At 57.7% G+C, this 13,647-nt stretch carries 10 protein-coding genes; all 10 read left to right on the top strand.

The features are described from left to right. The first annotated feature begins 48 nt into the window (after positions 1-48). The 10 genes from RGB73_RS18775 to allB all read left to right on the top strand — a co-directional run bounded on the left by RGB73_RS18775 (position 49) and on the right by allB (position 13,627). Positions 49-1,146, top strand: coding sequence for a carbamoyl phosphate synthase small subunit (locus tag RGB73_RS18775; RefSeq protein ID WP_310764284.1), 1,098 nt, complete (start codon positions 49-51; stop codon positions 1,144-1,146). After that, positions 1,130-4,342, top strand: a complete 3,213-nt coding sequence (gene carB, locus RGB73_RS18770) for a carbamoyl-phosphate synthase large subunit (RefSeq protein WP_310764283.1) — start codon at positions 1,130-1,132, stop codon at positions 4,340-4,342. The genes RGB73_RS18775 and carB overlap by 17 nt, the downstream gene beginning before the upstream one ends. Positions 4,343-4,422: 80 nt before the next feature. After that, positions 4,423-5,130 carry an orotidine-5'-phosphate decarboxylase gene (gene pyrF / locus RGB73_RS18765; RefSeq protein WP_310774428.1) on the top strand — a complete coding sequence of 236 codons (708 nt, stop codon included), beginning with the start codon at positions 4,423-4,425 and terminating at the stop codon, positions 5,128-5,130. Between the two features lie 21 nt (positions 5,131-5,151). Beyond that, positions 5,152-5,790 carry an orotate phosphoribosyltransferase gene (pyrE, locus tag RGB73_RS18760; protein ID WP_310764282.1) on the top strand — a complete coding sequence of 213 codons (639 nt, stop codon included), beginning with the start codon at positions 5,152-5,154 and terminating at the stop codon, positions 5,788-5,790. 270 nt (positions 5,791-6,060) lie between these two features. Continuing rightward, a complete protein-coding gene (locus RGB73_RS18755) occupies positions 6,061-7,359 on the top strand; it encodes an MFS transporter (protein ID WP_310764281.1) in 1,299 nt (432 codons plus the stop codon). 131 nt (positions 7,360-7,490) lie between these two features. Beyond that, on the top strand, positions 7,491-9,104 hold the full coding sequence (locus RGB73_RS18750) for a PucR family transcriptional regulator (protein WP_310764280.1): 1,614 nt from the start codon (positions 7,491-7,493) through the stop codon (positions 9,102-9,104). Positions 9,105-9,207: 103 nt separating this feature from the next. Next, positions 9,208-10,509 carry a Zn-dependent hydrolase gene (locus tag RGB73_RS18745; RefSeq protein ID WP_310764279.1) on the top strand — a complete coding sequence of 434 codons (1,302 nt, stop codon included), beginning with the start codon at positions 9,208-9,210 and terminating at the stop codon, positions 10,507-10,509. After that, positions 10,506-11,288 carry a dihydroorotate dehydrogenase electron transfer subunit gene (locus tag RGB73_RS18740; RefSeq protein ID WP_310764278.1) on the top strand — a complete coding sequence of 261 codons (783 nt, stop codon included), beginning with the start codon at positions 10,506-10,508 and terminating at the stop codon, positions 11,286-11,288. The genes RGB73_RS18745 and RGB73_RS18740 overlap by 4 nt, the downstream gene beginning before the upstream one ends. After that, positions 11,285-12,226, top strand: a complete 942-nt coding sequence (locus RGB73_RS18735) for a dihydroorotate dehydrogenase (RefSeq protein ID WP_310764277.1) — start codon at positions 11,285-11,287, stop codon at positions 12,224-12,226. Before RGB73_RS18740 ends, RGB73_RS18735 begins: the two co-directional genes overlap by 4 nt. Next, positions 12,227-13,627 carry an allantoinase AllB gene (gene allB, locus RGB73_RS18730; protein WP_310764276.1) on the top strand — a complete coding sequence of 467 codons (1,401 nt, stop codon included), beginning with the start codon at positions 12,227-12,229 and terminating at the stop codon, positions 13,625-13,627. It begins immediately after the preceding gene. The last annotated feature ends 20 nt before the right edge of the window (positions 13,628-13,647 follow it).

Genomic DNA, 13,647 nt, shown 5'->3' with positions numbered 1-13,647 from the left:
ATCAAATCACGAGAGTATCGGGCGCAACAAAGAAGGAGGAACGTGAGGATGCGAGCAAGACTGATCTTGGAAGACGGAACAGAGTTTATCGGCACGGCGTTTGGTGCGACGAAGGAGACCTACGGCGAGGTCGTGTTCAATACCGGATTGACAGGCTATCAGGAGGTATTGTCCGACCCGTCCTACTGCGGACAGATCGTGACCATGACCTACCCGCTGATCGGGAACTACGGAATCAACCGGGATGACTTTGAAGCCGTCCGGCCGTACATTCACGGCTTCGTTGTGCGCGAGCATTGCGAAGCGCCGAGCAACTGGCGCAATACCCAGACACTCGATGAACTGCTGAAGACGTACGACATCCCGGGAATCAGCGGCGTGGACACGCGGATGCTGACGAGAAAGATCCGCTACCACGGCACGATGAAGGGGATGATCACCACAAGTGAGGCTCCGCTCGCAGAACTGGTGGCAGCACTCCAATCTACGTCCCTCATGACTGATCAAGTGTCGCGCGTATCGACCAAGAGCGTGTTCAGCTGTCCGGGTACCGGATACAGAGTGGCACTCGTCGATTTCGGCGCGAAGCACGGGATTTTGCGCGAGCTGACCAAGCGCAATTGCGACGTCGTCGTGCTGCCGTACAACGTCACAGCGGAGGAGATTCGCCGGATTCAACCGGACGGCATCCTCTTGTCCAACGGCCCAGGGGATCCAAAGGACGTGCCGGAAGCGATCGAGATGATCAAAGGAATCCTGGGCGAGTACCCACTTTTCGGAATCTGCCTGGGGCACCAGCTGTTCGCACTGGCGTCGGGCGCAGACACCATGAAAATGAAGTTCGGCCATCGCGGCGGAAACCACCCGGTGAAAGAGCTGCCGACCGGACGCACCTATATTACATCGCAAAACCACAGCTACGCGGTGAAGGAAGAATCGCTCCAGGGCACGGAGCTGGAAATCACCCACATCGCCTTGAACGACGGAACGGTAGAAGGGCTGCGCAACGCAGCGAAGCAGGCGTTCTCCGTGCAATACCACCCGGAAGCGGCCCCTGGCCCGTACGACTCCGGATACTTGTTCGACCAATTTCTAGCCATGCTCGAAACCGCCAAGGAGGAGAAAAACTATGCCAAAACACGCTGATCTCAAAAAAATCCTCGTAATCGGTTCCGGTCCGATCGTGATCGGGCAAGCTGCCGAGTTCGACTATGCAGGGACGCAAGCTTGCGAAGCATTAAAGGAAGAGGGCATGGAAGTCGTCCTGATCAACTCCAACCCGGCGACGATCATGACGGATACGAACATGGCAGACAAAGTGTACATCGAGCCGATTACGCCTGAATTCGTATCCCGGGTCATCCGTCAGGAAAAGCCGGATGGCCTCCTGCCGACTCTCGGCGGCCAAACGGGACTGAACATGGCGGTAGCCCTGGCAGAGCAAGGCGTGCTGGAGCAAGAAAACGTGAAGCTGCTCGGTACCAAGCTGGATTCGATCAAGCAGGCCGAAGACCGCGAGCTGTTCCGCGCCTTGATGAAGGAATTGGGCGAACCGGTTCCGGAATCCGTCATCGTCAGTACCGTCGAAGAAGCCGTTGACTTTGCCAATGAGATCGGCTACCCGATCATCGTCCGCCCTGCCTACACTCTCGGGGGCACCGGCGGCGGGATTTGCGACGACGAAGAAAGCCTGCGCGAGATCGTTGCGAGCGGATTGAAATACTCCCCGATCACCCAGTGCCTGATCGAAAAGAGCATTGCGGGCATGAAGGAAATCGAGTACGAAGTGATGCGCGACGCCAACGACAACTGTATCGTGGTCTGCAACATGGAGAACATTGATCCGGTCGGCGTACACACGGGAGACTCCATCGTTGTGGCGCCGAGCCAGACGCTCTCGGACCGCGAATATCAAATGCTGCGTTCCTCCGCGCTGAACATCATCCGCGCGCTGGGCATCGAGGGCGGCTGCAACGTGCAATACGCGCTCGACCCGCACAGCTTCCAATATTACGTCATTGAAGTGAACCCGCGCGTGAGCCGCTCTTCCGCACTGGCTTCCAAAGCAACCGGCTATCCGATTGCGAAAATGGCTGCGAAAATTGCCATCGGCTACACGCTCGACGAGCTGAAGAACCCGGTAACGGGCCAGACGTACGCGTGCTTCGAGCCTACACTCGACTACGTGGTAAGCAAAATTCCGCGCTGGCCGTTCGACAAGTTCCAGTCGGCGAACCGCAAGCTGGGCACCCAGATGAAGGCGACGGGGGAAGTCATGGCGATCGGCCGTACATTTGAAGAGTCGATCATGAAAGCGATCCGTTCCCTGGAGATCGGCACGTACCATCTGGAGATCAAAGGAGCATCCGAGATCGAAGCGGATGAGCTGAAGGCCCGCCTGGTGGCGGCAGACGACGAGCGGCTGTTCCTCGTGGCGGAAGCGCTGCGCCGCGGTTGGACGATCGAGCAGCTGCACGAGCTGACGAAGATCGACCTGTTCTTCCTGTACAAGATTCATCGGATGGTTGCCTTTGAAGCGGAGCTGGCACAGGGCCTCACAACCGAAAAGCTGCATGCAGCGAAGCGCATGGGCTTTACCGACCGGAAAATCGGCGAGCTGACCGGCCTGACGGAAGAGGCTGTTCGCGACGAGCGCAAAAAGCACGGGTTCGTACCGGTTTACAAAATGGTAGACACCTGCGCCGCCGAGTTCGAGGCGCAGACGCCGTACTACTACTCCAGCTACGAAACCGAAGACGAGCGCATGGAGACAGGCAAAAAGCGGGTTGTCGTACTGGGCTCCGGCCCGATCCGCATCGGTCAGGGCATCGAGTTCGACTATGCGACCGTGCACGCTGTCTGGGCGCTGAAAGAAGCAGGCTATGAAGCGATCATCATCAACAACAACCCGGAGACGGTGTCGACGGACTTCAACACCTCGGACCGCCTGTACTTCGAACCGCTGTACATCGAAGACGTGATGAACATCCTGGATGCGGAAAAACCGGAAGGCGTCATCGTCCAGTTCGGCGGACAGACCGCGATCAATCTGGCAGACAAATTGGCGGCTCGCGGGATCAAGATCCTCGGAACGAGCCTGGAAAACATCGATGCGGCAGAAAACCGCGAGAAGTTCGAAGCGCTGCTGCGCGGTCTGAACATCGCCCAGCCTCCAGGCAAAACGGTCACCTCCGTAGAGCAAGCAGTGGGAGCGGCGGAAAGCCTGGGCTTCCCGGTTTTGGTGCGCCCGTCCTATGTACTTGGCGGCCGCGCGATGGAAATCGTCTACAACCAGGATGAACTGCTGGAATACATGGAAAAGGCCGTGAAAGTGAATCCGGATCACCCGGTCCTGGTAGACCGCTACATGGTCGGGGTCGAGGCGGAGGTCGATGCGATCTGCGACGGCGAAAACGTCCTGATTCCGGGAATCATGGAGCACATCGAACGCGCAGGGGTCCACTCCGGCGACTCGATTGCAGTATACCCGCCGCAATCTCTCTCTGCGGCCATCAAGGATGAGCTGGTGGAGATGACGACGAAGCTGGCGCGTGCCCTGCAAATCAAAGGACTGCTCAACATCCAGTTCGTCATCTACAAAGACCGTCCGTACGTGATCGAAGTCAACCCGCGCTCGTCCCGGACCGTGCCGTTCCTCTCGAAGGTAACGGGCATTCCGATGGCGAACATCGCGACCAAGGCGATTCTCGGCCACTCGATCATCGACCAGGGCTTCACGCCCGGCTACCACCCGGAAGAGGAAATGGTGTCCGTGAAAGTGCCGGTGTTCTCCTTCGCCAAGCTGCGTCGTGTGGATATCACGCTCGGACCGGAAATGAAGTCGACAGGCGAGGTCATGGGGCGCGAGAGCACACTGGCGAAGGCCTTGTACAAAGGTCTGGTGGCAGCGGGCATGAACATTCCGACCAAAGGTGCGCTGCTCGTGACCGTAGCGGACAAAGACAAGGAGGAAGCGCTGGGCATCGTCAAACGCTTCCGCCACCTGGGCTTCAAGCTGCTCGCGACTTCCGGCACCGCGGATTACCTGGAGCAGGCCGGCTTGCCGGTGACTCGCGTAAACAAGCTGTCGGAAGGCACGCCGAACCTCCTGGATATGATCCACAAAGGCGAGGCCAACATCGTGCTCAACACCCTGACCAAGGGCAAAACGCCGCAGCGCGACGGCTTCCGCATCCGCCGCGAAGCTGTGGAAAACGGTGCGGTTTGCTTGACTTCGCTGGATACGGCAACAGCCCTGCTGCACGTGCTGGAGACGATTACCTTCTCGACTGAGGCGATGCCGGCGCAGCGCTCCGGAGCGAAAGTAGCCGTGACGGTATAACGCACCCCCAAACAAAAAAGCGAGATCGGGATAGAAAAGAGGAGAGACGTGTGCAAACAGCTATTGATGCAAGAGAACGGATGATCATCGCGCTCGACTTTTCCACGCTGGAAGAGATCAAGCAGTGCCTGGCGCCGCTGGAAGGACGCATTCGCTATGTGAAAGTCGGGATGGAGCTTTCCTACGCGGAAGGGCCTGCGATCGTCCACTACCTGAAAGAGAGAGGGCTGAAAGTGTTCCTCGACCTGAAAGTGCACGACATTCCGAATACGGCCAGAGGTGCCATGAAGAGTCTAGCCCGACTCGGAGCGGATATGGTCAACGTCCACGCAGCAGGCGGAGTGGCGATGATGGAAGCGGCTCGCGAAGGATTGGAGCAGGGGACGGCTGCAGGCACACCCCGCCCGATCCTGATCGGGGTCACCATGCTCACCTCGACCAGTGCACAGACCATGAACGAGCAGCTCGCCATTCCGGGAGATGTGGAAGATGTAGTCGTCCATTACGCCAAAATGACGAAGCAGGCTGGACTGGATGGCGTCGTGGCTTCCCCGCTGGAAGTACCGATGATCAAGAAAGCGGCCGGAGAATCGTTTTTGACCGTGACACCGGGGATTCGACCGATCGGTTCGGATAAAGGGGACCAAACCCGCATCACGACACCTGAGCAAGCGTTCCGGCTGGGCAGCGACTACCTTGTGATCGGTCGTGCGATTACAGGCGCGAAAGATCCGGCTGCGACCTGGGAGAGCATCGTGGCTGCTGTGGAAGCCGATCGTCGGCAATAATCGAACCTGGAGGGAAAAGAAATGATGACGATGACAACTGCCAAAGAAATTGCGGCAAACCTGCTGGAGATTGGAGCCGTTCACCTGCGTCCCGATCAGCCATTCACCTGGACGTCCGGAATCAAGTCGCCGATTTACTGCGACAACCGGATCACCATGTCCCATCCGCAGGTGCGGCGCCAGATCGCCCGTTCATTTGCCGATACCATCCGTGCACAATTCCCGGATGTCGAGGTCGTAGCGGGCACTGCGACGGCAGGGATACCGCATGCGGCGTGGGTAGCGGAATTGCTTGATCTGCCGATGATCTACGTCCGCGACAAGGCAAAGGGGCACGGCCGCCAAAACCAGATCGAAGGCCAGCTGACGGCCGGGCAGAAAGTGGTAGTCGTCGAAGACTTGATCTCCACCGGTGGCAGCTCGCTGAAAGCCGCGCAGGCTGTTCAGGCGGAAGGCGGCAAAGTGCTGGGCGTGGTTGCCATTTTCAGCTACCAGTTCCCCGAAGCGGACGCACTGTTTGCGGATGCGGGCATCCCTTGCACCACGCTCTCCCAATATACCGCTCTGCTCGAATCCGCTGCCGAACGCGGCGTGATCACGGCGGAGCAAGAGAAAATCTTGGGCGAATGGCGCAAATCTCCGCGAACGTTCTTTGCATAAGAACGGCTGAACAGATGGATAGGAGAAGAGGACATGTGAGCCATGTTCTCTCCTCCTGTTTCTTGTGTAAGAAAACCTTACGTAACTTTCGTTTCTTTTGTCAAAACGGATCTCTCATGAGAGGCTTTCTGACGCCAACCTTGTCGAAAGGAACAAATCATGCAGATCATAATGGTCTTGTTGGACAAAGGGATTCACCCAACATTCCCATAATTCTTCATTGTGAAATCATTCAAATTTTCCTGTAAATTTGGAAGGGGGAATCCTTACGTGCAACAAACAGTGACACCACATGGAAAAGTGGAGGAAAGCAAAGCGACGCAGATCAAGACCCTGGTTGGCTCCATTCTGGGCTATGCGGCCGATGGACTGGACATGCTGCTCCTGTCGTTCGTCCTCGTGTTTATCATCAAGGAGTTCGGGCTATCTCCCGCAGAGGCGGGCAACCTGACGCTGGTCACCACCATCGGTACCCTGATCGGATCGTATCTGTTCGGCTTCTTGGCCGACATGTACGGGCGCATCAAAGTGTTTACCCTCACCATCTTGCTCTACTCTGTGGGGACTGCCTTGATCTACTTTGCTTCCGACTATTCTCATCTGGCCATTTTGCGTTTCATCGTCGGCCTGGGTGTAGGTGGAGAGTTCGGGATCGGGATGGCCGTCGTGACGGAGACCTGGTCGAAAAACAAGCGGGCAAAAGCGACGTCCGGCGTGGCGCTCGGCTGGCAGTTGGGGGTTCTCGGCGCTTCGGTTCTGGCCGCTTTGGTCGTGCCAACCATGGGCTGGCGTACCGTATTCCTGTTCGGGTTGCTGCCGGCGCTACTGGCAGCGTACGTGCGTTTTGGCTTGAAGGAACCGGAGATTTGGAAGAGCAAAAACGAGTACAAAAAGCATCTGCTGCAGAAAGAAAAACAAGGGACGCTGACGCAGGATGAACGGCAAGCGTTGAAGCAGATGATCGGTTTCCCTTTGGCAAAGCTGTTCGCGACCAAAAAGCTGACAATCGCCACAATCGGCCTCACGATCATGTCCTTCATTCAAAACTTCGGCTACTACGGCATTTTTTCCTGGATGCCGACCGTGCTTTCGGAAAAGTACGGATACAGTCTGGCCAAAGCGAGCGGATGGATGCTCATTTCTACCGTCGGCATGCTGATCGGGATCATGCTCTTCGGGATCCTGGCTGACCGAATCGGCCGGAAAAAGACGTTTGCGATCTACTACATCGGCGGAACGATCGCCTGCATTCTGTACTTTTTTGTCTTCACGGATCAAAACGTACTGCTTTGGGGCAGCGCGATGCTCGGCTTTTTTGTCAACGGAATGATGGGCGGATTCGGAGCGGTGCTGGCGGAAAACTATCCGGCGGAAGCCCGCTCGACTGCGGAAAACTTCATTTTCGGGACGGGGCGCGGGTTGGCCGGATTCGGCCCCGCCATCATCGGGATGCTGACAGTCGGCGGCAACATTATGGGTGCCATGTCACTGGTCTTCCTCGTATATCCGATCGGCCTGTTGGTCATGCTTGCCATGGTGCCGGAAACGAAAGATGTGGAACTGGACTGATTTGGGGAGAAAAGGCTTGCGAGAAGACTCGCGGCCTTTTTTTGTTTCGGTGCCGAGGCAAAACCATGTGGGCAGTCCGGGCTCAAACCTGTACAATGACGGTAACAGTCTTGGAAGGGATGGTGAGGGCGATGGCGATTTCTGTTGGGCAGCTCATGCGCGTAGGCGGGTTGCGGGACTGCCGGGTCGTGGCGGGTCACAGGGGCCTTTCGCGGCCGGTCAAATACGTCACGATCATGGAGGTTCCCGACATCGTCAAATGGCTGAAGGGAGACGAGCTGATTCTCTCCAGCCTGTTTGCGATCAAAGACGACGCGGAGGCGCAAAAGCTCCTGATCCAGCAGCTGCACGAGCGAGGGACGGCGGCGCTGGCAATCAAACCGCACCGGTTCATTGACGAAATCCCGCAGTCCTTGCTGGACGAAGCGAATCGGTACGACTTTCCCGTCATTGAAATCCCGGAGGAAATCAGCTATCTGGAAATCCTGCCTCCGGTCAGCCATGCGATTTTTGACCGGAAAGTCGTGCTGCAAGAGGACTTGGAGCAAGCGAGCGCGGTACTGAATGAAATCTCGCAGAGCGAGCAAGGCATGGAACCTCTGATCGAGACGCTTCGGATGCTGACGAAAAATACGATCACCGTGGAGAGCATGCTCTCTTACATGGAGGTGCCGCCGCTGCCATTTGCCGCCGTTCCTTTGTCTGCGGAGCAGGTGCGCGAGCTGGCCATCATCAGACGGCCTGTCCGGTTGCAGAGGAAGTGCGAGAGGGGGGAGATCGACTGCATCGTCGCACCGATATTGCTGGACGGAAAGGTGTACGGAAACATTACCTGCTGGGCGTTCGAGATGGATCATCTGGAAATGGACCTGGCGATCTTGGAGAAGGCGTCCACGCTGCTTGCTCTGGAGTTTCTGCGCTTGAAGGTCCGCTTCGATACCGAACAGCAATTCAAAAACGAGTTTCTGCGGGATGTCTTGATCAGCGAGCATCTGACGCTGGAAGATGTCCGGGAAAGAGGGCGGCCGTACGGCTTTTCCCTGGACGAGCCTTACATTTGCATGATGGTGCGGGCGGAAGGCGGGGAACTGCACGAGAATCCGTTTGATTTGGCCGATCGGATCGAACGGCTTTTGCGGGATTCTTCGCCGAGTGTCATCACTTGCTACTTCCGCCAGTCCGTGGTCTGTCTATTTCCTGCAAAACAGGGAGATGCCGAAGAGGAGGTAAAGCGGCGGGCCGAGTCTCTTGCAGAAAAGTGGAAAAAACAGATGGCTCTGCCTGGGGAACTGCGCATCGGGATCGGCCGCAACCACGGGGCTGGGCTGGCCGGACTGCGAGAGAGCTTGCGCGAGGCACAACAGTCGATCTTGCTTGGCAGCTCGCTGGGCAAGTCAGGAACAGTCGTCCGATACAACGAGCTCGGCATCTACCGGCTGTTGGCCCACATCCAAGACAAGACGGAGATGAAAAGCTTTTTCGACGAGACGGTCGGCAAGCTGTTCGAGCACGATCAGAGCAGCGACTTGCAGCTCGTCAAAACGCTGCGGCTCTACTTTCAGCACGACGAAAAGCTGAACGACACCGCAGCCGCGCTCTATTTGCACGTGAACACGCTGAAATACCGCTTGCGGCGGATCGAAAAATTGACCGGATACAGCCTGCAGCAGTCAAAAGGAAAGGTCATGCTGCACATTGGGCTTTTGCTGGCGGATCTGATGGGTGACACTTATCGTTATCGATAACGTTTCACCTCTTTTTTTGTTGGTTTGGACAAAGGTTTTTGGATCATCATCCAAGAATCCTCTTCGTACACCAGTAGAGATAGTAGGAATGTGGGGGATTGCAATGAATCTGGAACGACTGGAGCAAACGTGGCGGGAATTGAACCAAATTGCCTATTCCGACAAAGGGGTCATGAGGCTTGCCTATACGCCCCAAGAACGTCAGGCGGTCCGCCGGCTGGCGGCGATGTGCGAAGCGAGAGGGATGAGCGTCCGAATGGATGCGAGCGGCAATCTGATCGCCCGCAGGGAAGGGAAGGAGCCCCATCTTCCGGCGGTCGCGAGCGGTTCCCATCTGGATGCGGTATTCGAAGGCGGGTCCTACGACGGCATCATCGGAGTGGTCGCCGCGTTCGAAGCGATCTGCTCGCTGGACGACCAGGGCATTGCCACGAAGCATCCGATCGAGCTGATCTGCTTCGCGTGCGAGGAGTCTTCCCGCTTCGGCGTGTCAACTGTCGGCAGCAAGGCGATGATTGGGGAGCTGGACATAGACGGAGTATCGGGTCTGCAGGATCGGGACGGCAAGACATTTCGCGAGGCGCTGGCGGAATGCTCCTTGAACGGGTGGCCGTTGACTGAAGCTGCCCGCTCGGCGAAAGATCTGAAAGTATTTTTGGAGATGCACATCGAGCAAGGTCCGGTCCTGGAGAGCGCCGGCATCCAGGTAGGGATCGTCCACGGCATCGCGGCACCGACGCGCTTGCAGGTGCGCGTGCAGGGAAAGGCATCGCACACTGGTACGACGCCGATGGACCAGCGGCACGATGCGTTTTTGGCGGCGGCTGAAATCGGCCTGCTGTTGGAGGAAGCGGCTCTCGCGGAGAAGGCACACGGGACGGTCGGCACAGTAGGGGCATGCGTCGTCAAGCCGGGAGCGATGAATGTCGTCCCCGACACCGCCGAGCTCAAGATTGATATTCGCGGTACCGACGTCACTTCCAAGGCGACGGTGCTGAACAAATTGTACGCCGCTTTTCGCTATGTGGAAGAAAAGCGCGGCGTGAAAGTCGAGTGGACGATGCTGAGCGACGAGCAGCCGGTCCTTCTGAGTGAAGACGTCCTGGATTCTTTGGAACGCAGCTGCCGATCGCTGGGGATCTCGTACCTGAAGATGGCGAGCGGCGCCGGCCACGACGCAATGAACATGGCACGGCGCTGGCCGACCGGGCTGATCTTCGTCCCTTCCAAGGACGGTGTGAGCCACCACCGGGAGGAGTATACGTCCTGGGAACAAATCGGGGTCGGCGCAAGGCTGTTGGAAGAGGAGATCAAAAAATGGGCCGTCGTTCTGGATGCAGATGGCCGTCCGCTAAACGAAGAGGAAGAGGGAAGCCAGCCAAATCAAATGGGGGAGAGCGCATGAAATCCATTCCGATGAAAGTGACCGCCAACCAGCAGGTAAGCGAACGCTACTGGCACATGAAGGTCGATGCGAGCGAGCTGGACGCCGAGGTCTCGCCAGGGCAGTTCTTCCAGCTGCGCTGCGGGCACGATCTGAATCCTCTCCTGCGGCGGCCGTTCAGCATCTACCGGATCAACAGGCGGGAGCGGACACTGGAGTTTTTGTATTTGGTCAAAGGGGCGGGGACCAAGCGGCTGACACAGATGAAGGCAGGGGAGTACGTGGACGTATTTGGGCCGTTGGGCACGCCCTTTGTGCTGCAAGACGAATGGAAGACGATCCTGCTGCTCGCCCGAGGGGTAGGAATTGCGACTTTGGCTGCCTTGGCCCAGGATGCGGCGGAAAAAGGGGTGCAAGCCGTGGCGATTCTCAGCGCACGATCGCGCAATGACCTGCTGGCGGCCGAAACGCTGCAAGGGTTTGGCGCCAAGGTGCTGTACGTCACGGACGAGGAGGGTACGAGCGACGTTTCTGCAGTGCGTCGCTTGTTGGAAGGATTGCTTCGTGAGGACCCGATCCAGGCTGCCTTCACCTGCGGCTCCAAGCGCCTGTCCAAGCTGCTTCAGGAGCTCGCCGCGACTCACGGCATTCCGGCCCAAATCGCTTTGGAAGAGCACATGGGCTGCGCGATGGGAGTATGCTTTGCCTGCGTCTGCGACGTTCGCGAAGGCGGGCAGCTGAAGACGGTACGGGTATGCAAAGAAGGTCCGGTATTCCCATTGGAAAAGGTGGTGCTATGATGGCGGATGAGCTGAACTTGCAGGTGAATATCGGAAGTCTCACCTTGCCGTGTCCGATCATGCCTGCCTCGGGAGCGTTCGGGGAAGACATGGAAGCGATCATCGACTTCAACCGTCTGGGAGCAGTCGTGCCGAAGAGCATCACCAAGCATCCGCGAAAAGGCAATGCGACTCCCCGCGTCTGCGAGACGCCATCCGGCATGATCAACTCCATCGGGATCCAGAGCAAAGGCATCGAGTACTACATGGAGCACGTCATTCCGTACTACCGCCGTTACCAAGTGCCGCTCATTTCGAGCATCTCGGCGGAGTCCATTGAGGAATTTGCGGAAATGTCGGCGATCATCGCGGGAGCAAAGGAAGTGGCCGCACTCGAGCTGAATATTTCCTGCCCGAACCTGAAAGGAAACGGCGCTGCATTCGGGATGGACGCGCAGGCGACGCGGGATTTGATCCGGGAAGTCCGTCAGGTGACGAAAAAACCGCTGATCGCGAAGCTCACGCCGAATGTCACCAGCATCCAGGAAATTGCGCTGGCGGCGGAGGAAGGGGGCGCGGACGGACTGAACGTGGCCAATACGATCCTGGCGATGGCCATCGACATCCACAGCCGAAAGCCGCGCATCGGCAACGTCCTGGGCGGTTTGTCAGGACCGGCCGTGAAGCCCATCATTGTACGGATGATTTACCAGGTCCATCAGGTCACCTCCCTCCCGATCATCGGCTGCGGTGGCGTGATGAACGGGGAAGACGCGCTCGAGATGATTCTGGCAGGGGCCACCGCCGTACAAGTCGGTACCGCCAGCTTCGTGCAGCCGACAGCGATGCTCGATATTTTGGAGGAGATCAAGCAGTACATGATGCAGTACGGGATTGCGGACATCCAGTCCCTCGTGGGGCAGGTCGTCACGGGGAAACATAACGAGGGGGAATCGTAAATGGTATGGGATCACGTCATTCGTGGCGGGAAAATCGTCACACCGCAAGAAATGCTGGAAGCGGACATCTACATCCGGGAAGGCAAAATCGCCGCGATTTCCAAGGAACGCCTGCCGGGAGAAGCAAGGGAAGAGACTGATGCGTCAGGCTGCCACATTTTCCCCGGCTTCATCGATGTGCACGTGCACTCCCGGGACCCCGGGGCGACCTACAAGGAGGACTTTGCCCATTCCACCATGGCCGCTGCAGCGGGGGGCATCACGACCGTCTTTGAAATGCCCAACACGAACCCGCCGATCAACAACGTGGAAAACCTGCAAAAGCAAGTGCAAAACCTGCAGCAGAAGGCGCATGTCGACTACGGGATCTGGGCGATCTGCCTGGGGCATCTCAATCAAAGCGAGCTTTCTGCCTTGCACGAGGCGGGTGTCATCGGCTTCAAGTTTTTCTGGGGGTACGCGGTGCACGGCAAGACGTTCCAGCTCTTGTACAACTACAAGGAAGGGGACGAAGACGTCATTCCTCCGTTTGAAGACGGCGAAGTGCTGGATATGTTTCGCGAGGTGGCAAAGACGGGCCAAGTGTTTGCCATCCACGCGGAAAGCAGCGACCTAATCCAGCACTTGACCCGAAAGGTGGAGGAGAGCGGACGCCGGGACTATGAGGCGCTGCTCGAAGGACGCCCCAATCTGGCAGAGATCGTGACGGTGCAGACCGGCATCGCCTTCGCCAAGGAGACGGGAGCGCGTCTGCACATCCTGCACGTCAGTACAGGGGAAGCTGTTGACTTGATCCGTCAGGCGCAGGAGGAAGGCTACCCGATCACGGCGGAGACCTGCCCGCATTACCTGTTCTTGAGCAACGAGGACTTTGCGACGATCGGGCCTGCGATGAAAGTGTACCCGCCGGTGAAGTACAAAAAGGACCAGGAGCGGCTGTGGAAAGGGATCGAAGAAGGCGTCATCTCCATCGTCTGCTCGGACCACGCGCCCCACACGGAAGAGGAAAAGGACGGCGATCTCTGGTCGATTCCGGCGGGAATGTGCGGCGTGGAGACGCTGGCCCCGCTCATGCTGAATGCGGCTTCGCAAAACAGGCTGACGCTCCAGCAAGTCGCTGCCGTGCTTTCGGAGAATCCGGCCAAACAATTTGGCATCTATCCGCAAAAAGGCTCCCTGCAGGTGGGCACGGACGCCGACTTGACGATCGTCGATATGGAGCGGCCTTTTACCATCAAGCGAGAGCAATTGCACAGCAAGAGCAAAGTGACGGCCTATGACGGCTGGACGGGAGTAGGCAGTCCGATCGCCGCGATCGTGCGGGGACAGACGGTCATGAAAGACGGGAAAATCGTCAGCGGTCCGATCGGCAAATGGATCAGTCCCGGCAAAAAGGATTGAAGAAAAGGGCATGCTGAAAA

The sequence above is a fragment of the Brevibacillus brevis genome, from assembly GCF_031583145.1.
Taxonomy (GTDB): Bacteria; Bacillota; Bacilli; order Brevibacillales; family Brevibacillaceae; genus Brevibacillus; species Brevibacillus brevis_E.
The sequence above is the reverse complement of the archived record's forward strand: the minus strand, read 5'-3'. Positions and strand labels throughout refer to the sequence as shown.

What these genes read in the sequence shown, in the direction of transcription:
- RGB73_RS18775 (WP_310764284.1), top strand. Translation starts at nt 49, where the DNA reads ATGCGAGCAAGACTGATCTTGGAAGACGGAACAGAGTTTATCGGCACG.
- carB (WP_310764283.1), top strand. Translation starts at nt 1,130, where the DNA reads ATGCCAAAACACGCTGATCTCAAAAAAATCCTCGTAATCGGTTCCGGT.
- pyrF (WP_310774428.1), top strand. Translation starts at nt 4,423, where the DNA reads ATGATCATCGCGCTCGACTTTTCCACGCTGGAAGAGATCAAGCAGTGC.
- pyrE (WP_310764282.1), top strand. Translation starts at nt 5,152, where the DNA reads ATGATGACGATGACAACTGCCAAAGAAATTGCGGCAAACCTGCTGGAG.
- RGB73_RS18750 (WP_310764280.1), top strand. Translation starts at nt 7,491, where the DNA reads ATGGCGATTTCTGTTGGGCAGCTCATGCGCGTAGGCGGGTTGCGGGAC.
- RGB73_RS18745 (WP_310764279.1), top strand. Translation starts at nt 9,208, where the DNA reads ATGAATCTGGAACGACTGGAGCAAACGTGGCGGGAATTGAACCAAATT.
- RGB73_RS18740 (WP_310764278.1), top strand. Translation starts at nt 10,506, where the DNA reads ATGAAATCCATTCCGATGAAAGTGACCGCCAACCAGCAGGTAAGCGAA.
- RGB73_RS18735 (WP_310764277.1), top strand. Translation starts at nt 11,285, where the DNA reads ATGATGGCGGATGAGCTGAACTTGCAGGTGAATATCGGAAGTCTCACC.
- allB (WP_310764276.1), top strand. Translation starts at nt 12,227, where the DNA reads ATGGTATGGGATCACGTCATTCGTGGCGGGAAAATCGTCACACCGCAA.